At 64.2% G+C, this 20,019-nt stretch carries 16 protein-coding genes; 7 read left to right on the forward strand and 9 right to left on the reverse strand.

Going from position 1 to position 20,019, the window contains the following annotated elements:
* The first annotated feature begins 792 nt into the window (after window positions 1–792).
* On the forward strand, window positions 793–1,698 hold the full coding sequence (locus ACKUB9_RS16425) for a CVNH domain-containing protein (protein WP_407523886.1): 906 nt from the start codon (window positions 793–795) through the stop codon (window positions 1,696–1,698).
* Window positions 1,699–2,462: 764 nt separating this feature from the next.
* On the opposite strand, the gene ACKUB9_RS16430 is transcribed toward ACKUB9_RS16425, so the two are convergent.
* Window positions 2,463–2,687, reverse strand: coding sequence for a hypothetical protein (locus ACKUB9_RS16430; protein ID WP_407523725.1), 225 nt, complete (start codon window positions 2,685–2,687; stop codon window positions 2,463–2,465).
* A gap of 274 nt (window positions 2,688–2,961) precedes the next feature.
* Entirely contained in the window at window positions 2,962–4,200 is a 1,239-nt protein-coding gene (locus ACKUB9_RS16435; RefSeq protein ID WP_407523727.1) for an RHE_PE00001 family protein, read from the reverse strand.
* A gap of 175 nt (window positions 4,201–4,375) precedes the next feature.
* Here ACKUB9_RS16435 and ACKUB9_RS16440 point away from each other — a divergent pair, with 175 nt between their 5' ends.
* Entirely contained in the window at window positions 4,376–5,437 is a 1,062-nt protein-coding gene (locus ACKUB9_RS16440) for a tyrosine-type recombinase/integrase (protein ID WP_407523729.1), read from the forward strand.
* A 443-nt stretch (window positions 5,438–5,880) separates the two neighbouring features.
* Here the strand turns inward: ACKUB9_RS16440 and ACKUB9_RS16445 are convergent, their stop codons facing one another.
* The 7 genes from ACKUB9_RS16445 to ACKUB9_RS16475 all read right to left on the reverse strand — a co-directional run bounded on the left by ACKUB9_RS16445 (window position 5,881) and on the right by ACKUB9_RS16475 (window position 15,064).
* Window positions 5,881–6,819 (reverse strand): hypothetical protein, encoded by a 939-nt coding sequence (locus ACKUB9_RS16445; protein WP_407523731.1) that lies wholly within the window; start codon window positions 6,817–6,819, stop codon window positions 5,881–5,883.
* Window positions 6,801–8,168 (reverse strand): AbiJ-related protein, encoded by a 1,368-nt coding sequence (locus ACKUB9_RS16450; RefSeq protein WP_407523733.1) that lies wholly within the window; start codon window positions 8,166–8,168, stop codon window positions 6,801–6,803. Before ACKUB9_RS16450 ends, ACKUB9_RS16445 begins: the two co-directional genes overlap by 19 nt.
* Window positions 8,165–10,048, reverse strand: a complete 1,884-nt coding sequence (locus ACKUB9_RS16455; RefSeq protein ID WP_407523735.1) for a UvrD-helicase domain-containing protein — start codon at window positions 10,046–10,048, stop codon at window positions 8,165–8,167. Before ACKUB9_RS16455 ends, ACKUB9_RS16450 begins: the two co-directional genes overlap by 4 nt.
* Window positions 10,049–10,051: 3 nt before the next feature.
* Window positions 10,052–12,016: an ATP-dependent nuclease gene (locus tag ACKUB9_RS16460; protein ID WP_407523737.1), complete on the reverse strand. Its 1,965-nt coding sequence runs from the start codon at window positions 12,014–12,016 to the stop codon at window positions 10,052–10,054.
* A gap of 863 nt (window positions 12,017–12,879) precedes the next feature.
* The gene (locus ACKUB9_RS16465) at window positions 12,880–14,157 is read right to left on the reverse strand and encodes a hypothetical protein (RefSeq protein ID WP_407523739.1); all 1,278 of its coding nucleotides are present in this window, start codon (window positions 14,155–14,157) and stop codon (window positions 12,880–12,882) included.
* Window positions 14,154–14,504, reverse strand: coding sequence for a hypothetical protein (locus ACKUB9_RS16470; RefSeq protein ID WP_407523741.1), 351 nt, complete (start codon window positions 14,502–14,504; stop codon window positions 14,154–14,156). The genes ACKUB9_RS16465 and ACKUB9_RS16470 overlap by 4 nt, the downstream gene beginning before the upstream one ends.
* Window positions 14,504–15,064, reverse strand: coding sequence for a hypothetical protein (locus ACKUB9_RS16475; RefSeq protein ID WP_407523743.1), 561 nt, complete (start codon window positions 15,062–15,064; stop codon window positions 14,504–14,506). The genes ACKUB9_RS16470 and ACKUB9_RS16475 overlap by 1 nt, the downstream gene beginning before the upstream one ends.
* A gap of 172 nt (window positions 15,065–15,236) precedes the next feature.
* Here ACKUB9_RS16475 and ACKUB9_RS16480 point away from each other — a divergent pair, with 172 nt between their 5' ends.
* The 5 genes from ACKUB9_RS16480 to ACKUB9_RS16500 all read left to right on the forward strand — a co-directional run bounded on the left by ACKUB9_RS16480 (window position 15,237) and on the right by ACKUB9_RS16500 (window position 19,778).
* Window positions 15,237–15,830 (forward strand): DUF6088 family protein, encoded by a 594-nt coding sequence (locus ACKUB9_RS16480; RefSeq protein ID WP_407523745.1) that lies wholly within the window; start codon window positions 15,237–15,239, stop codon window positions 15,828–15,830.
* On the forward strand, window positions 15,823–16,842 hold the full coding sequence (locus ACKUB9_RS16485; RefSeq protein WP_407523747.1) for a nucleotidyl transferase AbiEii/AbiGii toxin family protein: 1,020 nt from the start codon (window positions 15,823–15,825) through the stop codon (window positions 16,840–16,842). The genes ACKUB9_RS16480 and ACKUB9_RS16485 overlap by 8 nt, the downstream gene beginning before the upstream one ends.
* Window positions 16,839–17,036: a hypothetical protein gene (locus tag ACKUB9_RS16490; RefSeq protein WP_407523749.1), complete on the forward strand. Its 198-nt coding sequence runs from the start codon at window positions 16,839–16,841 to the stop codon at window positions 17,034–17,036. Before ACKUB9_RS16485 ends, ACKUB9_RS16490 begins: the two co-directional genes overlap by 4 nt.
* 432 nt (window positions 17,037–17,468) lie before the next feature.
* A complete protein-coding gene (locus ACKUB9_RS16495) occupies window positions 17,469–19,247 on the forward strand; it encodes a Rieske (2Fe-2S) protein (protein WP_407523751.1) in 1,779 nt (592 codons plus the stop codon).
* Between the two features lie 237 nt (window positions 19,248–19,484).
* On the forward strand, window positions 19,485–19,778 hold the full coding sequence (locus ACKUB9_RS16500) for a site-specific integrase (RefSeq protein ID WP_407523753.1): 294 nt from the start codon (window positions 19,485–19,487) through the stop codon (window positions 19,776–19,778).
* The last annotated feature ends 241 nt before the right edge of the window (window positions 19,779–20,019 follow it).

Here is a 20,019-nt window from a genome sequence, read left to right on the forward strand (position 1 = left end):
TGATAAGTAAAATAACATCATGCATTACCTCAATCAATAAAGCAACAAGTATTATAAACGACTGCTAAAAATGATCTTGAGCTAGAAGTAGAATTTGTGCACTGAAATAACTTTAGGTTCAACAAAGCGGTTTGGCTGACAGTGTAGGACCAGACGTGCAGATTGTGAGCCACTCACGTCTCGCGGCACTTGGACAGGCTCCGACGTTCATCTCTGGCTGCAATCAGGCGCAGTCGGAGACGCTCCCTTTCCTTCCGTGGCGCTCGGCGGGCCAGAGGCGGCCGCCAGGACTGCAGAGGCAATCGAGTCCAGCGGACGATAGTGGCCGTAGCTCCCGCCCTGCGGTCGGTTTCCCGCATTATCGACGTTCACCACTAAGATCGTTACGCAGGAAACGAGGCGGTCGAGGGTGAAGGCCTAGCTGCCCGGTCCCGGCATGCGGTGTGACGGATCGAGCCTGAAGCGTTCAGGCTCTATGAAACCCGGAGGCTCGCCCTTCGACCGGACCAAGAGCCGGGGAATCGTCACTTGCGGCAGAGGATTGACGAATCTGCCACGGAATGATTTTCTTAGAACGTTATATCCTTTGTCTGCGGCTTCACTGCCGGCTAAAGTAACAAATTTTACCATAGGTCGATTGCAGCCTTAGATTTTCGCTCATGTCAACCAGATAAAATACACACTTTGACATATTTCATCAGTGTCACTTCCGTTTATATCGGTTGGCCGGGAGATAAATTCATGGCTCATTACCTGAGAAACGCAGCGTTATTTGCGTTGCTGAGTATCTCAATGCTTACGTGCTCACATGGCGGCGCCTCGGCTCAACCGAGCGGCTCCTACCTGCGGAGTTGCCGCAACATACGCGTCGACAACGACACCCTCTACGCCTCGTGCCGCGACAAGGGCGGCCGATATCGTGACGGATCTCTAGGATCAGTAGGCAGCTGCGCAGGGGAGGTGTTTAACGACAACGGCGCGCTCAGATGCTCGCGCGGCGAGTTGCCGAACGGGACATATCTGCGCAGCTGCTCTCGCGGTCGTGTCGAGGGAGACACTTTGTTCGCGCGTTGCAACCAGATCGGCAGCGGTGCTAGGGACGCGTCGCTCGCCGATTTCAAGCATTGCTGGTCAGATATCAGCAACGTTAATGGACATCTCACCTGCGATCAGGGTGACCGGCCGGCACCGGAAGGATCATATAAGCAAACCTGCATCCAGCGGATGATGAGTGGCGTGACCCTCGCCGCCCGATGCATGGACTCATACCGGGCATTCAAGACGACAAGCTTGGATACCTCGCGCTGTCGCGAGCCGATCCAGAACCGGAACGGACGCTTGATATGCGGATCGGTGGCACAGCAACCTCCGCCGCCGCCGCCGGCCCAGGGATACTCCGCCGTTGATGTTTTGAACTGCCAGGGCAGCAGACGCGCTTTAGTCATCTGGCGTAGTAGCGCAGTCAACCCGAACTGGGTGCGGGAGGGGGTCGCATCGACGAGCTATCAGGATAATATATGTCCTGGAACATCTACTGGGTTGCGGGTAGAACTCGCCGATGGCGCGAATTTAATCCGAGCATTAGATACTGCTGTTTGTGGTAGAGATGATCCGACAATTGGTAATTGCATTCGTGGAGAATTGAATATTATCGGTCGAAAGGGTGGTCCGTACGTACAGTATCCGTTCGGACCCTGAGCTAACCACTCCGTCGCGGGCTCAGTGGCCGGCCGCAGCCATCCCGGCCCTGCGTAGAAGCCGGCGCCCAACGCCGGCCACGCTCTCGAATGGGACCTGTTCATAAACGGTGGCTGTCAGGCCAGCGCTCCCTATCATTCCTCAATAAGATCAACTCCGGCGAGCCTCATCAAGATCAGCTTGGTCAAGCGCCGCAAAGGTCAAGGTGAGTGGTACTACGGCAGCAAGGGCTGCCACCATGATGGTGCTTGCGGAGATCTCCATCACCGTCCCAGACCTGCGAGCCAGTAGAAAAGCGTTGGTGCCGATCGGCGTCGCCGCGGTGACGATTATGACCGCAGCTGCTGGCGCCGGTACCGCCGCAAGAGTGTGGATCGGCGTCCAAAGCGGATCCGCCGACCACTCATGCCTAAGTATCTGGAATATTTCACCTTCAGCTCGCAAAGATGAGTACCGCTTCGGAGCCGATCGATGTCCAAAAGGTGCCACCTCAGAGACGGAAAAGCCTTTCTGGTAAAACTTTCAAGCGACATGCCGCTGTGGGACAGCTTTGCATGCCGACTCACAGGTGCGGGGAGTTCGCCGACTGGGCGTGGCCCTGAGCGAGCCGTTGAACCACCTCTCGGCAGGTCGGATCACCAAGCGCTGTGAGGGCGTACCATGCCTGCGAGGTAGCCATAGCTAACCGTAAGCAATAGCTTACTGGTAGGTTGAGACGCTCGAGAGAAGCCTGGCGGACTATCCTGCCAAAACCCTTCTCACCGCTATGCTGCAGATCGCCTGCTCGCAGAGCAGATCAGTTTGGCATGCAAAGCATCCTTCTCTCGGCGTGCGGCTGTGAGCTCCCGCCGCAGAGAGCGGATCTCATCGTTCAGGTAGCCAGCGTCGATCGCCATCTCGACACAGTGATCCTGGACCTCGGCGAGTTGCCGACGCAGGTCGGCCACCTCGGAGACGAGTTCCAGGATCACCAGGGTGGGATCGGGCATGGTGACCTCCAAGGATCAAGGCTGAGGGCCGGGACGGATGCGGCGGAGACTGGGATCGGAGAGGTTTGCCTAACAGAAGCTTGCTGACGTCGGCGAATTCCGAGCGCCGACGCTGAGGCCTTCGCAAGGCTGCGCAACAAGCTGTGGACGGCAAAGAGGGTAGGGGTCCGCCAGTTCGTTCTGCAGCCTTGCGATCGGAACGTGCTCCCCGAAGCCAGAGTGGACGACGGACTCTCGGGGTTCGGTGGAGCTGGCAGATCCCACGCCGGCGCCCTCACACGATGCCCCAGGCTCGATACCGCTTGCGCCCGGTCAGCTCGCGCGGACAGGCCGGACCGAGGTCGGCCAGCATGCCTTCGATCGCCTGCGACGACGTCCCGAGCCGCTTCGCCGCGCTCTGGATCGTGACCAGCGGGCTCGCCACCAGCACATCCACGAGCTGCGGCAACCGCGAGGTGCCGCGCTTGCCGCGCACCCGGCGCAGCATCAGCTCGCGCGCGAGGGTGAGCCGATCGAGGTCGCGTCCGGCGGCGTGAGCCGCGGCCTCGAAGGCGCGCAGGAGCCCACCGATGCGCTCGGCCGCGGAGGTCACCTTCAGCCAAGGGGTCCGGCTCTCCCGCAACCCCAGCGCGACGGCTGAAAGGTGATGGCGCGACGTCGCACGCCTGCGCAGGAGGGCGCCCGTGAGAAGAGGGCCGAGGAACGGGTGGCGCTCGGACGGGTCCAGCATGAACCAGGCATCGAGCGCAACCGCGGCCGCGAGTACCGCCGGCAGCTCCCGCGCGTCCTCGACGACGATCTGTCGCCAAGCTGCCACCCGCTCGGTCTCCCTGTACTGCGGATCGTGCACCCGAAGCGCGGCTCGGCCCTCGACGGTGGTCAGATCGTTGTACTCGGCGAGTGTGCGCCGGCTGCGGGTGAGCAGGCGGTCGATGTCCGCGAAGGCCGGATCGGTTGCCTCGTCCTCATGCCAAAGGTCATCTTCATCACTTGAGCCGGCGGCCTCGACGTCCTCGTCTGGCGCAAACAGGTCATCTCCGAAGCGTGGCATGATCCAGGGTTGAGCGTCGTTCTCGGCACCGCGGCTCGGCGCCTCCACCAGCGTGGTCTCGAGGGGTGTGACCAGGCCGTCGCACTCCCGTCCCGCGGCTCCGAACAAGGCAGACCAGCCTTCCGACGTGAATGGCCAGTCCGGTCGGGCCGCAGCGACGCGGCGCCGGGTCGCGAGGATGTGGGTGGCCCGGACGACCTCCGGCGTCGGGTGGCGCACGGGCATGGCCGCGTCATGCAGGACCAGGTCTTCCATGAGCACGAGCTGCCCCTCGAGCCCGAGCGCGGCCTGAGCGTCGACGAAGTGCGCGCGTGACCTCACGCCGTCAGCGAGGACCGGCTCCGTGCGAGCCAGGCGCTCATCGAGCCGAACGACGGCCTCGGCAGCGCGCGCGGCTGGGCCGGCGAGCCGCCGCCACGCCGCGGCAGTGAGAATATCGTCGAGGGCATAAGTGGTTGTCACAGCGGGATTGATGCTAGCTCACCCAAGCGATCCGAGCCATCGCTTGGTTCATCCAGCAATCTGCGCGCGCTGGCGCGAACCGGCTGCGCGAGGGCCTTCAAAATTCCCCCCGATAATAGCCTCTATCAGCGGGAATTGGTGGATCGTTAAGGCCTGTACGGCTACGCTTCAGGGCATGGAGTTCGACCCTGCCGATCCCGCGCCCAACCCGCCCCACGAGGCCCCCGGCGCCCTTCCCGTCCCGCTCGCCAGCGCTCTGCCGCTCGATCTCGAGGTGCTGGAGCGGCTCGAGGATTACGCCCGCGCGGCCCGCGGCGCCTTCGCGCCCAACACGCTGCGGGCGCTGGCCGCCGACAGCCGCATCTTCGCCGAGTGGTGCCGTACGCACGGCCGGTCGATGCTGCCGGCCGCCGCCCAGACCGTGGCGGACTTCATCGACGCACAGGCCGAGATGAAGTCGCGCGCCACCATCGAGCGCTACCGCTCCTCCATCGCCATGCTCCACCGCGCCGCCGGGCTGTCGAATCCCTGCACGGACGAGCTCGTGCGCCTGGCTGTGAAGCGCATGAGCCGCGCCAAGGGCCGGCGACAGAAGCAGGCTGAGCCGCTCAACCGCCCCAGCATCGATCGCATGCTGGTGGTCAAAACGACGGAGCGCCTCCACCGGCGTGTCGCCGAAGGCGACCGGGCGGTGCCGCTGATCGCGCTTCGCAATGCCGCGCTCATGGCGGTCGCGTACGACACCCTGCTGCGGCGCTCCGAGTTGGTGTCGCTGCTCATCGAGGATCTTGAGCGAGCAGAGGATGGCTCAGGCACGATCCTGGTCAGGAAGACCAAGACCGACCAGGAGGGCGAAGGCGCGGTTAAGTACTTGGCCCCAGATACGGTCGGGCATGTGAGTGCGTGGCTGGATGCATCTGGACTGACAAACGGACCTGTGTTCCGGCCCGTCAGCAAGGGAGGCCGCGTGGGCGCGGCCGCGCTTGCAGACGCCGAAGTCTATCGGCTCTACCGTGAGATCGCTGCGGCCTCGGGCGTGAAGCTGTCCCGTCCCCCGTCCGGGCACTCGACCCGGGTCGGGGCGACGCAGGACATGTTCGCGGCCGGGTTCGAGCTGCTCGAGGTGATGCAGGCGGGCTCTTGGAAGACGCCCGCCATGCCCGCCCGCTACGGCGAGCGGCTCAGAGCTCAGCGGGGCGCCGCCCGCAAGCTCGCGACGCTGCAGAACCGCGCGTGAGACATCGCTGAGCGTGCGGCGCCTGTGTGGCGTGTCAACGTGACCCATTGAACTGACCCACCGCCTACGGCCAAGCGTAAATCGTCCTGACCACTGATATCGAGACAGTGCCGGCAGCTAGATGATGTAACGGGCGCGGGGGGGGGGAGGGGGGAGANTGTGTGGCGTGTCAACGTGACCCATTGAACTGACCCACCGCCTACGGCCAAGCGTAAATCGTCCTGACCACTGATATCGAGACAGTGCCGGCAGCTAGATGATGTAACGGGCGCGCCGACCACCCAACCTCAAGCGGTCAGGTGGTCGGCGCGCCCGTTACATCATCTAGGAAGATACCGTCCTACTACTCCTCCAACGTACGCGCGGAAAGCACAGCAAGGTCCCCGGTATGAAACCGCGACACTCCGCTCTTCCGGACGAGGCCTGGCCTAGTACAGTGAGCTTTATAGCGGCGGCAGCGCGGCACGGACTAACAGGTCGTTCAATCTCGTGAGACATCCATGACGTCGTCGATCGAGCTCGCGAGCTAAAGAAAGGTCACTGATGTCGAGGTAGCCGTGTCGTTGCGCGAGGCGACCGTCCTTGATCCCCTCGACAAGCAACCCTCGCAGTGCCGTGAGCTCGCCGTCGAGGTCTCTTAGGCCCGCTTTCCATGCAGGCTCTTCCAAGTAACGCCATCCACCAACAGCCTTGCGGATCACATGTCGGCTTTGCCGATCCACAAGCTCGCCAGTGCGCAGCGCCGCCTGTGTGTCTTTCAAAGCTTGCAGCAGATCGTCGAAGTGCTCCTGCCCCAACGGATCGGTAAATGCCGGACGATGGAACGCCGTTGCGATCGTTTCGATGATGAGGCGATCCTGATCGCGCGCGCTTCGGATGCCGATGATTTGGTCGTAGTATCTTTTCTGGAGATCGGAGAAGGCGTTCAGCCAAGTGACGTAGTCGTCCCAGAACCAGAGCAAAACTTGGAAGCGACCAATGGAGCGCTGTTCTTCGTCGAGGAGCCGAGCTTGGCGCTGTGCTGCAGCGTCGCGTTTCGCGGTCGTCGCCAGCACCCAGACGTCCAGTGCTGGCTGAAACTCCATCGCTTTGCTCGCCTCCGATCGGAGCAGCTTGCGGCTGATCGGGCCGCCCGGGAGCGGGTGATTATTCTCATCGAGGTCATCCAAGCGCTTGCACTGGACGCCGACGGCGCCGACGCGGCTCCTTGAGGCATAGACGTCGACACCGTCCTGAGCTTGTCCGGGACGGCCGATCTTGTCTGCCGTCGGCACGCCGTAGACCATCTCGACAATCGACTGGGTGAGATCCTCGAACTGCTGCCAGTAGAGCGGTGGCTGGAAGACCTGAGTGACTTGCCCCATCAGCTTGGAGTCCCGCATGGCGTATGCAGCCGGCTCTGAGCACGACTGCCAATCTCATGTAGTTTGAACAGCTGGTCGAAGAAGCGTGTGATGAGCGCATGCGAGGCGGGCCCTACCAACTCATTCGCTCCGAAGCGAAAAACCTCGTAGCCGGCCAGGCGCAGATCGCGATCAGCGGACACCATATCTGCGTAAACAGCCAGTGACGGTTTGTCGTCGCGGCTGAAATGATGCTGACCGTCGACCTCGATCACCACTCGCGTGCTACTCGGGAGTAGGAGCAGAAAATCCATCCGCTGTCGTGGAAAGGATCTTCGGCGCTTCAGAGTTCGCACAATCGCTGGATCGTAGTGCAAGTAGACCTGCGGAACCAGGGCCGGGAGAGCCGCCTGAAGCAGCGGTCGATACCGCCGAAAATAGGCGTCGAAAAGACCCTGCTCGGCCAAAGACGACAGTGACGCTCGCAAGCGACGCCCAAGCGATTTAGCTGCATCTTGCTCACCTGGGTGCTGTGCGCCCCACCATGCGACTAGCTCTGACCAGAGGAGTCCATCCTTCCGGATTTGGCGATCGTAGATGAGGCAGTGCTCGGCGCCCGAAAGGATGACCACGTCGTTATTGACGGCGTAGGCGAAGCCTAGCTCAGGTTTCGGTCCAGTCGACGCGAAAATCAGGTTCTTCGGGACACCCACGACCCCGCGATGAAGGCGGGAGAGTTCATAAACCGGATAGCCCGACTCCTCCCCTGCGCTTTCGAGCTTATAGCCGTCTCGCCGCAAGATCTCGTTCAGAGCGTTTGCCAAACGCTGAGCGTCGTCGCCCCGTCCCGCCAGAGGGTGCATCACGGATTTGAGTAGTCTTGCGAATCGAGATCGCGAGCAGGTGAAGGCCCCCAATTGACCAAACAGATGTTCGGCATCCCAATCGGTCGGGTTCAGTACCATGTGCTGCACGATCTGCTGCGCGAGCGATCTGGTCGAAAAGAAGCCGTCTCTCATGCTGTCAATGGGCCAGAGCGGCTTCAGCACCTCGTCGATCGCGCTTTCGCCGGCGAGATCATGACCAAAGGCCTTCGCGATATCGCGCCGCGTGATCTCGCTGATCGGCGGCTCTCCTTCCTCCAGAACGAGGTAACCCGTCTCTTCAAGAGCGAAGTCGGAATAGCGTCGGCCTATGCGCTGAGCGATGGCGCCGAGCGTCTTGCGGTCAGTTACTGCGAGACCGGCAAGCACGCGATCCCGTTTGGAGATCGCCTCGCCGAGGCTGAAGCCGGCGTCTTCGGCCGCTCCGGCCAGAGTCTCATGAGTGCAGCGCTCTTTAAGCACCTCGGCGATGCGGAGCGCGAGCGCGTTATCGCCGGGGGTCAACAGGCCACCTCCGGCACCCCTGCTGCAGTAAGCAGCGCGTACAGGTCGGCGACACGCGTCCGCTGGCCCCGTTCGCGACAGAAGGTGAAGATCGCCCGCTGCTTGGCGCGTGAGAGTGCCACGAAGAATGTGGCGATGCCCTCTGGATTGCCTCTGCTATGACTCCACCACATTGCATCGTCGAGCCCGACGAAGACGATGGTGTCGTACTCCAATCCCTTGCTCTTATGTACGGTCATCAGCGGCACCTGATCGACGCCGGTGAAGCGATCGAGGCAGGTCGTCCATTCGGCGGCGCCATCGGCGCTCGCGGCGAGGTGCAGGCCAAATGCCTCAATCGCGATAGCGAGCGCATCGCCTGTTGCGTATTCAGGAGAAGATCGGGCGAGTGCGCGTGGGTCGACAAAAGCAAGCACTCGGTGAGCGAGCGCGGCCGCCGAGACGGTCGATGGCGGCGTCGCCGTCATGATCGCGCGCAGCGATTGCAGAAAGGCGGTCAGCGCTTCCTCCGCACGGAGACAACTCAACTCATCGTCAGGATCGGCGTCGCGCAGGCGAAGCACGGCTTCCGAAGCGATCTGCCAGGCGGCTGGGGCTCGTCGCACAGCGCCCAAGCGCAGCAGGGCCAGCGCGATCTCGGCGTAGGCATCGACCAGCAGATCCTGGAGTGTCGTTCGGCCCAGCGTGCGGCTTTCATTGCGAAGCCCAAGATCGGCAGCGGCCAAGGCTGGTGCGAGTTGCTCCTCGAACCGATCCGCCGTCTGGCGCACGAGGATCGCATAGTCGCGGGGCCGCGTTCCGCGCGCCCCCATGTCCTGAGCCAGCCATCGCGCCACATGCTGGGCTTCGCCGGCAGCGGTTGGAGAGGTCCAGACCTGAGCGACGGCGCCGTCAACCTGGCGAGCCGACTGCGCTACTGTCTCAATCGCACCAGCATCGAGCGCCTGCGCGACAACGTGCTGAATGCGGACAAGGTCGGGAGAAGATCGGAAGTTGAAGAGAAGCGGCACGCGTTCGGCAGCAAGGTCTCGTTGGAACCGCTCGAAAGCGTCGGTCTGCGCGCCGGCCCAAACCATGATGCGCTGTTTCTCGTCGCCAACGGCGGTGACCGTGATACGCGGATCACCAAATGCTGACAGCAGAAAATCATACTGCGCGTGGGTCGTGTCTTGAAACTCGTCGACGAAGACGAAGGGGTAGGTCGCGTGCAAGGCGCGGCCGATCTGCGGACGAGCCCGTAGCAATAGCTCCGCCAAGCGATTGAGCATGATGAACGTGAGAAAGGAGCGCCCCGGCCGCTTCAGGAGCTCGCCCCACCAGCGTTCGATCGCGAACTCCGTCGCTGTGGTCGGCGTCATGGCCTGGAACGGCAAGCGAAAGCCGCCGATGACCTTGGCCTCGAAGTCGGCTGGGCCGAACGCGGCGATCTCCGCCTGCCAGGGCTGCGGCGCGGCCAGGCGCGCGCGGGTCAGGAAGTCTTCAACATTGCGGCGCTTGGGAAAGCCAATGTCGTAGGGTTTGGTCGGGCGCCAGTCCGCGGGAATGGCGGGCAGGAAGCGATCCACAAGGCTCTTGGTGAAGGCGTCGAACGTCAGCGATATGAAGCGGTCGGCCTGCTCACGCGCGCAGCGCTCGCGCACGCGCGCCGCAAGGTTCTCGGCGGCGTCGGTCTTGAAGGAGATGGCCAGCACGAGATGAGGCGCAGGGCACGCACCAGTCTCGAGCAGGTAGGCGGCGCGCTGGGCCAGGAACTCGGTCTTGCCGGCCCCAGGCCCAGCGACCACACAAGTATTCCCCTGCCGGCGGAGCACCTGCCACGCGTTGGGTTCAAGATCGGCGATGCCACGTGGCCGCCAAGCGTCGGGTGCGACGAGCGGCATGGATCAGCACGCCCCTTCCGCTGGGACGATTGCAAGCGCCGCGAGCACATAGTTGAGCAGCGCTCTGAGCTCTTCCGGAATCCTGGCCTTCAGAGCTTCCGTATCGAGCCGCGCCAGAACGCGCACATGCGTGCTGGGCTTGCCGCGGCCAAGGAAGAGATAGCGATACCAGAGGAGTGCGGCATCGAAGGTCGCATCGTAGAGCTCGGGCCTGCCTTCATCGCCGAGCACCGCAGCGCGAGCGTCCCCGGGGCGTGGCCCGCGCATGCCGGGCTCGAGTCGCTGATAAGCGGCCATGAAGGCTGTCAGCATAGAATAGTCGAGATCGAGCGGCGCGGAGAAGAAAACGCCGAATCCGCGTAGCGCATTCATCCATGCCTGCAGACCAGCGGTGTCGCGCGGATCGCCAGCGCCGAGCGCCGTCCAGCGCGCTTCGATCTCGGCTGCGCCGAGATCGGCGCCGAAGATCTCCATGGACGACCGTCCGACGGCCACCAGTTGCTCGCAGGTCGTCTTGATCCGCCCCCACCCCCCGCCGGCGCGGCCCCAATCGAGGTCGAGCAGCGTCGCATAGGGAATGGCGAGATCGCTCAGCAGCCGCCAGAGATGATTCACGTGACGGCCGCCGAGCGGCACCATAGCCACGAAGGACCGATCAATCGGAAAGTCGAGCGCCTCGGCCAAGCGAGGCAGCACCACCTCTTCAGAGGCGCCTTCGCCGAGGATGACGAAACGCGCGAAGTAGAGCTCGGGATAGGTCCGGACCGCCTCGCGGACAAACTTCGCGGCGTCCTCGTCATCTGCAGGCAGGCGAATGCCTTTTACCCGAGCCGTACGGTCGGCCAGTTCGAGGCGGAAGTGCCGGACCTGCTTGGGGTCCACACGCGCGAGGATGCTGGCGGAATGGCTCGAGACGAAGGCCTGCGCACGCCCCGTTGCGGTCAGCTCCTCGATCTGACGCACGATCCGCGACAGGTAGAAGGGCGCGAGGTTGTTCTCAGGCTCTTCGACGGCGATCAGCGTCAACGCCGGAAGCGGCACGCCGCCAGCCTGGAACGCCGCCCCGGCCGAGCCGTTGGCAATGCGCCCCTCTACGTCGAGGGCCGCCGCGGTCATGGCGAGGTGGAAGAGGGAACGCTGACCGTCGCTCAGATCCTCGAGGCTGCGATCGCGCCCTTCCTCATCGGGATGGAACACCACCTCGACCTTGTGGATGAACTCCTGAAAGCGGAGATCGACCAGACGAAAGACCGGCTTGGTGTCGGTGCCGGCGCTGTGCACCTGCTGCCAGCGCCGCTCGACGGCCTTGGAAACGAGATCGACGGCCGCCTCGCCGCCGAAGGCGCCGTTCAGGCGCCCGCCAGCGTCGAGAAACACGTCCTTCATAGACTGCGACCAGGTTATCGCACGCCAGAGGCGGCCACGCAGGAACGCGGTGACCTGCGAGGTGCCGTCGCGGCTGGCGGGCACATAGATCATCTGAATGCGGGCGCGGTCGGTCGGCCGCAGGTCCGATCGATCGCTGTCCTCAAAGGGACCGAGCGCGCGAATTGCATGATACTTCAGCTCGATCACACCCTCGAGCGAGCCGTCGTCCGTCCAGCGGCCTTCGAGCCGCAGCCGGCATTTCAGCCGGCCATCCTGCTCACACGCCATCTGGTGGAAGAACTCGGGGACGGCCGCGTGGCCAGCCACGCCGTCGAGCTCGGGAAAGGACAGGATCGCCTCGACGATGAACTCACGCTCGGCGGGCGGGGCCGCCTCGTTGCTTGGAACATGAAAATCCTGGCGGCGGACGCGCCGGTGATCCGGCGTCACGCCGAACAGCCGCAGCAGCGCCTGCATCACCGCTGTCTTGCCGGAGCCATTGACGCCAACCAAGGCGGTCAGGCCCGGAGTTATGTCGATTGCCGTGGTCTGCGGCCCGAAACACCGGAAGTTCGTCAACAGAAGTCGTTCAAGGTACATAAGACATCCACAATGAAGCAGCGCACCGGGCTGCCCGTTTGGCTTGAGACAGCTCGCTCAGACAGTGGCGAACGCGGTCGGCCGATCTGCTATGAGGGTGGTTCCGGACCGTGAGCTCGGCGCACCTCATGGTTCGCTGGTGCCCGCCACGGCCGGTTCGGGGGGCGATGGAACAGGGCGTTGAAGGACCTGAGCAGACGCTGGTGGGCGACTTTGACGCCGCCGACGAACTGTTGTTCTCGGCCGCCGCCGGTGAGCTGGCCGATCTCGGTCCGTTGCGCGTTCAGCGGGCGGGGCTGATCGGGCCCTTGATCGAGTTGGTGCGGGGTCGGCAACGCTATCGAGACGCCTTCGCCACGGTGACGCTCGAAGCCCCGTTTGTCGCCACCATCGAGGCCGCGCTTGAGTGTGACGTCGCCAGCGGAACCGACAAGGGCGCGCGCGCAGGCGTCTTCCCTTTGCGAAGGCTGGGCGCAGACGGCGAGCGGACCGATCTTTGGCGGCTTTGGGCAAGCCGCGCCGACCAGGCGGCGCTCGCCGCCGGCTTCCCAGCGCGGATCGCGGCCGAGATCGTCGGAGCCTTGGGCGAACTGCAGGACAACGTCTTCCGCCACAGCGACGCGTCGATGACCGGGCTTGTCGCCTTCGCCGCACGGCAAGGCACGTTCGAGGTCGTGGTAAGCGACTGCGGTATCGGCGTGCTCACCAGCCTTCGTTCCCATCCTGACTATCAGCGCATCGAGGATGCCGGCGCAGCCTTGTCGGTCGCGGTAGCCAATGGCGAGTCCCGCTTCGGCCGCGATAGCGGCTGCGGCTTTGGCATGGGACAGATGTTCCGCGCGCTGGCCAATCACGACGGCGACCTACGATTCCGCAGCGACGACCACGCGCTGGAGGTCCGCGGGCACAGCCCGAGCCTGCAGGGTCGCGTCCAGCTGCGTCAGAAAGCTGCCCTGCCCGGTCTCACGGTCAGCGTGCTGTGCCGGCCGGCGAGCGTGCCGAGCCGAACGCTCTGATTGCCCCGGCGGCGCAAAGTCGGTCAGCAGCAGCGCCGCGCGCTTGGTGACGAAATTGTGGGCGAGCAGCTCGTCGATCGGCGCGCCCTTGGGGGTCGAGATCCGCGGCCAGCGCAGGCGGCCCGCTTCGGTCAACTCGGCGCGACGACGCTTGAGGGTGCGCGCGAAGGCGTCGGTTTCGATGAGCACGACCTGCGCGAAATGCCGCCTCAGGCGCTGGAGAACCTGACCGCCCCCGCGCACCACGAGGGTCAAAGGACGACCCGTCCCGTCGGCCAGGCGGCAGAGGCGGTCGACATGCCAGTCAATGCGATTGGGCGCGCCGGCGCCCGTCCCGAACTCGAAGGCGACGATCTCGACCTCCGAGCGCTCGCGGACGAAGCGCGCCCAACGCGCATAATCACGGTCGGTACGGGCGTTGAGATGTAGCGCTGAGGGAATGCCGGCCGCCATCAGCTCGGCCCAGCCGAGTGCGATGCGCTTTATGCTGTGCAGATTGTCGGGGCGCGGCACATTGAGGAACAGGCTGAAGTTGGGAACGGTGACCAGCGCGATCCCGAGGTCTCGCAGCGTCGCATAGATCAAGTTTCGATCGGCGAACGCCCACCAGGCTTCGAGCTTGATGTCGCGGTCGACGCCCGAGGCGATTACGACCGCCCCCTCTGAAATGCGGAAGCGCGCGGCAAGCTCCGCGCGCGTGCGCACCAACGGTTGGCCGGAGCCCATATGAAAAAGCTCGTAGAGCGGAACGGCAACCACAGGCTCGTTCAGCACCGCCTGACGACTGTATTTGTGGCCGATCAGCGGGACGATTGGCGGCAAACCCGGTGATACGAGGGCAGCCACCCGCGGTGTCGACTCCAGATCGAAGCCGCCGATCTCAAGATAACGCTCGAAGAAGGTATCGGGCTTGTTGCGGCAGACAGCGTCGCACAGTGCGGGGTCGCCACACGAGCAGAAGTCGTTGCAGTCGAACACGCCCGCGTCGGTGTGGAGGCCCCCGCAGGTCTCGAAGTCGGGACAACCGCCGCAACCGAGCGACGGCGCATAGAAAGCGGCATCGTCACGGAGCCGGTATGACGGCTCGAATCGACGTGTGGGTTCCTGCGGGGCGTGACGGGTCACTTGAGCTTGATCTCCGCCGTGGCGCCGAGGACGCCGACTCGCTCGACCACGGCCGGGGCCATGCCCTGCCGAGCCTCGATCGCGGCTCGCACGCTCGCCGGAGGGTTGGCTATGCTGGCCACCTGGCGCAGCCCGTCGAGGACGACCAACTCGGGGCCCTTCGACTGCACCAGAACCGTTCCGCCCTGACGCGCCGCTCCCTTTGCGGCCAGCTTGGCTGTGAGGGTCCGGCCTTCCTCCGACAGGCTGACGTCCATCAAGGTCGGCGACTTGGTGCGATCGAGGCCCTTCGCCCACCGCTTGTTATAGGGCTTGCCGCTGGCGTTGCGGATGAAATCGATACCCATCAGGAGATCTCCAACACGGGGGCGAAGGTCTTGGTCTTTCCCGACCGACGCTCGATCAGCAGGCCGCGAGCGGCGAGACTGGACAGGCGGTTGTTCCAGGCCGTTGGCGCGAGCCCCTCTTTGCTCTGCGCTGCGAGCCCTGGCGCGCTCGCGCTCTTGAGGCGGGCGACGAGATCGAAGGTGGACTGGTGAGCCTCGTCGAGTTCGCCGAGGATTTTGGGTTCGCGCGCCTCGCCTGACGGCGTCAGCTGGCAGGCCCACAAAGCGTCCCGCCGATGTCGCAGGAAAAACTCCAGCTCCTCGGTCACCGCCGGAGACGCGTTGGCGATCACTGGATAGAGCGCCGGCAGGGTTGATCGAGCATGATCACGAAAGGCGATTACGCCCTCACGCAGGAAGGATGCGGTGGCGACCTCCACTCCGTTGAAGTCCAGGTAAGCGGGCTCCGGATCGGCTGGTGGTCGCGCCGCAGCGACCAGCTTTCCCAAGAGCTGACGGCCAGCCTGCACCCCGCTGAGCACCTTCTGACCGTCCGCCAAGTCGATGATCGACAGCTTCACTCGCGTTTCCTCACTGAGTTCAGTGAAGATGACGAGGCCGCCAATCGTTGTCAAGCGCCGCCGTGGCTACGCTGCGGCTCTTCCAACGGCTGATGGATGGCCGGGCTATTCCGCGCAGCCCTTTGCTTGCGAAATGTCAGAAACGATGCTATGTTTCTGACAGAGGTGATCGATGATGCGTCTAGCGACTCAGATCATGGAGGAAGCCCGCCGGCTCCCGGAGGGGTCAACCCTGGGCGCTAAGGCGCTTCTGCACCTGGGTTCCCGGGCGGCCGTCGATCAGGCTTTGTCGCGGTTGGCGCGACGTAGCCAGCTGCTGCGTGCTGGCCGCGGCCTCTACGTCTTGCCCATTAAGGGCCGGTTCGGCGTCCGCGCACCCTTGGTCGAAAAGGTAGTCGAGGCCGTGGCCACCCAGCGTGGCGAGACGATCGCCCCAAGCGGCGCCGCCGCTGCGAATGCGCTTGGCCTGACGACCCAGGTGCCCGTTCGCACGGTCTTCCTAACCTCCGGGCCAAGTCGCACCCTGCAGGTCGGCAGCCAGCGGGTCGAGCTCAAGCACGCGCCCCCTTGGCAACTCGTCCTGCCCCACCGGCTTGCCGGCCAGGCGGTGCGCGCCTTGGCGTGGCTCGGCCCAACCAAGGCGCGGGAAGGCACGCTTCGCCTCAAGCGGACGCTTCCCGCCAGCGAATGGGAGGCGCTGACGAACGTCGGCGCACGTCTGCCGACCTGGCTCGCCGAGCCCGTGAGCCAGGTCGCTCATGGCTGACGCCTTCCTTCAGCTCTCGGCCGAGGACCGGCGCGAAGCGCTGGAATTTGCTGCGTCGCGGTCGGGCCGCCCGGCGCACCTACTCGAAAAGGACGTCTGGGTCGTCTGGTCGCTCGGCGCGCTCTTCGCGTCGCCTTTAGGCGACCAGCTCGTCTTCAAGGGCGGCACGTCCTTATCCAAAGCCTACCGCGCCATTCGTCGCTTCTCGGAAGACGTCGATCTCACCTACGACATTCGTGCGATCGCACCCGACCTCGTCGCCGACGCCGAAGATGCCCTTCCGACGACCCGCAGCGCCGAGAAGCGCTGGACCAGCGAAATCCGGAAACGACTGCCGCAATGGGTCACCGAGCAGGCCTTGCCGGTCGTCACAACCCGCCTCCGCGAGACGGGCGTTCCAGCCGAAGCCGTAGCGGTCGGCGAGAAGATCTTCGTCGCCTATGACGCAACTGCGGCCGGCACCGGCTATGTCCGCCCGGCGGTGATGCTGGAGTTCGGAGCGCGCTCGACCGGGGAGCCCTGCGCACCTTTCGACATCGATTGCGACGCCGCCGAGATGGTCGAGGGCCTCGTCTTCCCGCAAGCGACGGCGCGCGTCATGCGGGCGGAACGGACCTTCTGGGAAAAGGCCACCGCGGCACACGTCTACTGCCGGCAGGGCAAGCTGCGCGGTCGGCGTTTCGCGCGACACTGGTATGACCTCGCACGCCTTGACGATGCCGGCATTGCAGCGGCGGCGATCGCGGACCTACCGATCGCGCAGGCGGTCGCCGCCCACAAGGCGATGTTCTTCGTCGAGCGCGACAACGCCGGTGCGACCATCGACTATAAGGCGGCCGTCCAAGGTCACCTTGTGCTCGCTCCCCAGGACGGCGCGCGTGAGGCGCTTGCGGAAGACTACCGGGGCATGATCGAAGATGGCCTGCTGCTCGACGAGGGCGAGCCGTTCGATACGCTGATGGATCGGTGCGCCGATCTCGCCGCCCGGGCCAATGCCGCCGCGGCCGCATGATCAACCTTCACGAACACCTCTCTGAGTTCTCCTACGGCTACGGCGTGACCCGCGAAATCGAGCGAGTGTTCACGGCGAAGGGCCTGCGCGCGACGCCCTTTCTCCCCAGCCTCCTCCACGAAGCGGAGCTCGGCTTCGACGTCGCCTTCGCGGGACCCAGCCAGGTCGTCATGCTGCAGTTCAAGCTCGGATAGGAGCTGTCGCGCTTCCGTCGCCTGAACCCCGTTGATCCGATCCCGGCGCACTCCAGCGGAGTTGGCAGGCTGCTGCCCGGCCTCCTTGCTGTTCAAACGGATCCACGTCGTATGGATGAAAGCGTGAGCAGCTGTCAGCTTTGCGAAGGCGCTGGTGTAGCTCTTGCCTTCGATGTGCAGGCTGCACGCTCGGTGGAGGGCCACGGTAGCGGCCTAAGGTACGCAAGCCCCCTCCCCTCCTGTAGCTGCAGCTCAGCTCCCGCGATGATGCGTCCCGGAGACTACACCACCTCACATTCCAAGCACCGCGCCGGCGAGACCTTGCTTTAGCAGGCTGCCTTGACTGAGGCGTAGCCCAAGCGCATCGCGAGTGTGGATGGTTGCTACGTTCGTCTGCTTCAGAACACCAGCGCAGCTGCGGGAGGCAAGCTCATGCAGGCGCCGAACACGGAATTCTCGCGCGCGGGGAGTCTGGAGGAGCTGAGGGCGAAGGGGCGGATCGTGATGCACGGTCACCATCGTCCGATCCTCGTGATCTACGACCGAGGACGCGTCGTCGCCCTCGACAATCGGTGCCCTCACATGGGCTTCCCGCTCGACCGGGGCAGCGTCGAAGATGGCATCCTGACCTGTCATTGGCACCACGCTCGCTTCGCGCTCGAAAGCGGCTGCGCCTTCGACCTTTGGGCGGACGATGTGCCGGTCTGCCCGGTCGAGGTGCGTGGCGGAGAGGTCTGGGTGAAGACCGAGTTCACCCATGCCGACCCGGCACACCACTGGGAGCAGCGTCTGGCCGACGGCCTGGCCCATGACCTCAGCCTCGTCATCGCTAAGGCTGTGCAAGGTCAGCTCGCGGCCGAGGTGCCGCGGGCCGACATCGTGCGGCAAGTCGCGCTGTTCGGCGCGCGCAACCGCGACGGCTGGGGTGTGGGTCTCACGATCCTCACGGCCCTCGCCAATCTCCTGCCCGTGCTGCCGGAGGAGGAAGTATACCTCGCCTTGTTCCATGGCGGACGCCACGTGGCGGCGGACTGCGACGGCGCGGTACCACGGCGGGAACGGGCGGCGCTTGGAGGCCGACCTGACGCGGCTGTGCTCAAGCGCTGGCTGGGGCGTTGGATCGCCGTTCGTCATCGCGAAGCGGCCGAGCGCACCATGCTCACGGCAATCACGGCCGAGCTCGCTCCTCCCGTACTCGCCGATTTGCTTCTCGCGGCTGAGACAGAGCGGGCGTTCGCTGACAGCGGACACTCGCTCGACTTTACCAACAAGGCGTTCGAATGCCTCGACCTGATCGGCTGGGAGCACGCGACAGCGGTGCTGCCGACCGTGGTCGGTCAGATGGCGGAGGCCCGCGGTGCCGAGGAGTCGACCACCTGGCGCCAGCCCATTGATCTGGTTGCTCTCTGTGATGAAATCGCCGGGCAATTGCCAGACCTGCTTGCTGCCCATCGGGCCGAAAGCTGGTCGGACCACGTTACGCTAGCCCGAGAGTTGCTCGGCGACGATCCCGTCGAGATCATGGACACGCTCAAGGCGGCGATCCGCGCAGGCGCCTCCCCGGCTGACTTGGGCCAGTCGCTGGCATACGGAGCAGCGCTCAGGGTCGCGCGCTTCGGCAACACGAATGAACACGCCGACTGGGAGGCGGCGCACCACGTCTTCACCTACGCCAGCGCCGTCCACCAGCTGCTCAAGCGGATCGGGACTACCAGCCCCAATGGTCGCGTCACGGCCGTGCGCAGCATTTTGCACGGAGCGATGGCCCTGTACCTGACCCGCTATCTCAACGTGCAACCGACCCGCATCCCAGGCGACGGTGATGAACCACTTGACGACCTGCCCACCGACGAGGAGACCATCCGCGCCGCTTTGCTCGATGCCTTCAACCGGCAGCAACAGGTCGATGAGGCGGCGAGGCTCGTGGCCCGGCATCTCACACTCGGCCACTCGTCAGAGGCTTTGATCGCCACGCTCGCACGTGCCGTACTGCGCGAAGATGCAGGTTTCCATGCCTATCAGATGCTGGAGGCCGGGGTCCGTCAGTTCATGGTGTGGGGCGACACCGATGCGGGTCGACACATCCTCGTTGCGGTTGCCCGGTATCTTGCAGCCCATTCACCGACGCAACGAGCGGCGTTGCAGACGGCCGACATCGCTCGGCGCTTGATGCGTGGAGGCGAGCTGCATCAGGAGGCGGGCGCGTCATGACAGCGCGCTGAGGAGGGGAACTGGAGAAGTGATCTTTGGCCATTAGCTCTGCTCGACCCTTCCCGCTTGATACAGATAAGCTTTTCACGTTGGGCGAGTACAAGCTGTCCGATAATTCAACACGGCGACGCTTTAGTCGTCATATCTTTGGAAACGCGCGAACTGCTATGACTCAGGGTACCAGGAGCGAGACGCAAAATTCGCTCAACGTGGCAGCCTTGAGCGGATCAAAGCTCCTTGCTGTACTCCGCCGTCGCCGACGTGCTGGGTGTCCAGTGTTATTTGGCCTATGACATTTCGGGAACTCGCTCCTATCATGGGTGGACGGAGTGGGAGGTCGAGACCTCGCTGGCCGAGCGTGACAAAGCGATTGCAGATACCGAAGTCTACCGGCCCCACCGTGAGATCGCTACACCTGCCGGCATCAAGCTGTCCCGATCCCCGTCCGGACACTCGACCCGAGTCGGGGCGACGCAGGACATATTCGCGGCCGGGTTCGAGCTGCTCGAGGTCATGCAGGCAGGCTCCTGAAAGACGCCCGCTATACCAGCCCGCTACGGCGAGCGGCTCAGGACGCAGCGCGGTGCCGCCTTCGAGCTCGCGACACTGCAAAATCGAGTTTGATTGCTCCGATTAGCGGATTTGCTCTTTTCACGGCCGAAGTCCGATCATGGGCACCAGCTTCCAAGGAAGGCGGTTGGTCTCGGAGCTGAGCCTCCTCAAACCGATACGCTGAGCCAACTGTGCTACAGCGGCCTGCTACAGACAGGCT

Origin of the sequence: Methylobacterium oryzisoli (assembly GCF_046557895.1) — a bacterium.
Classification (GTDB): Bacteria; Pseudomonadota; Alphaproteobacteria; order Rhizobiales; family Beijerinckiaceae; genus Methylobacterium; species Methylobacterium oryzisoli.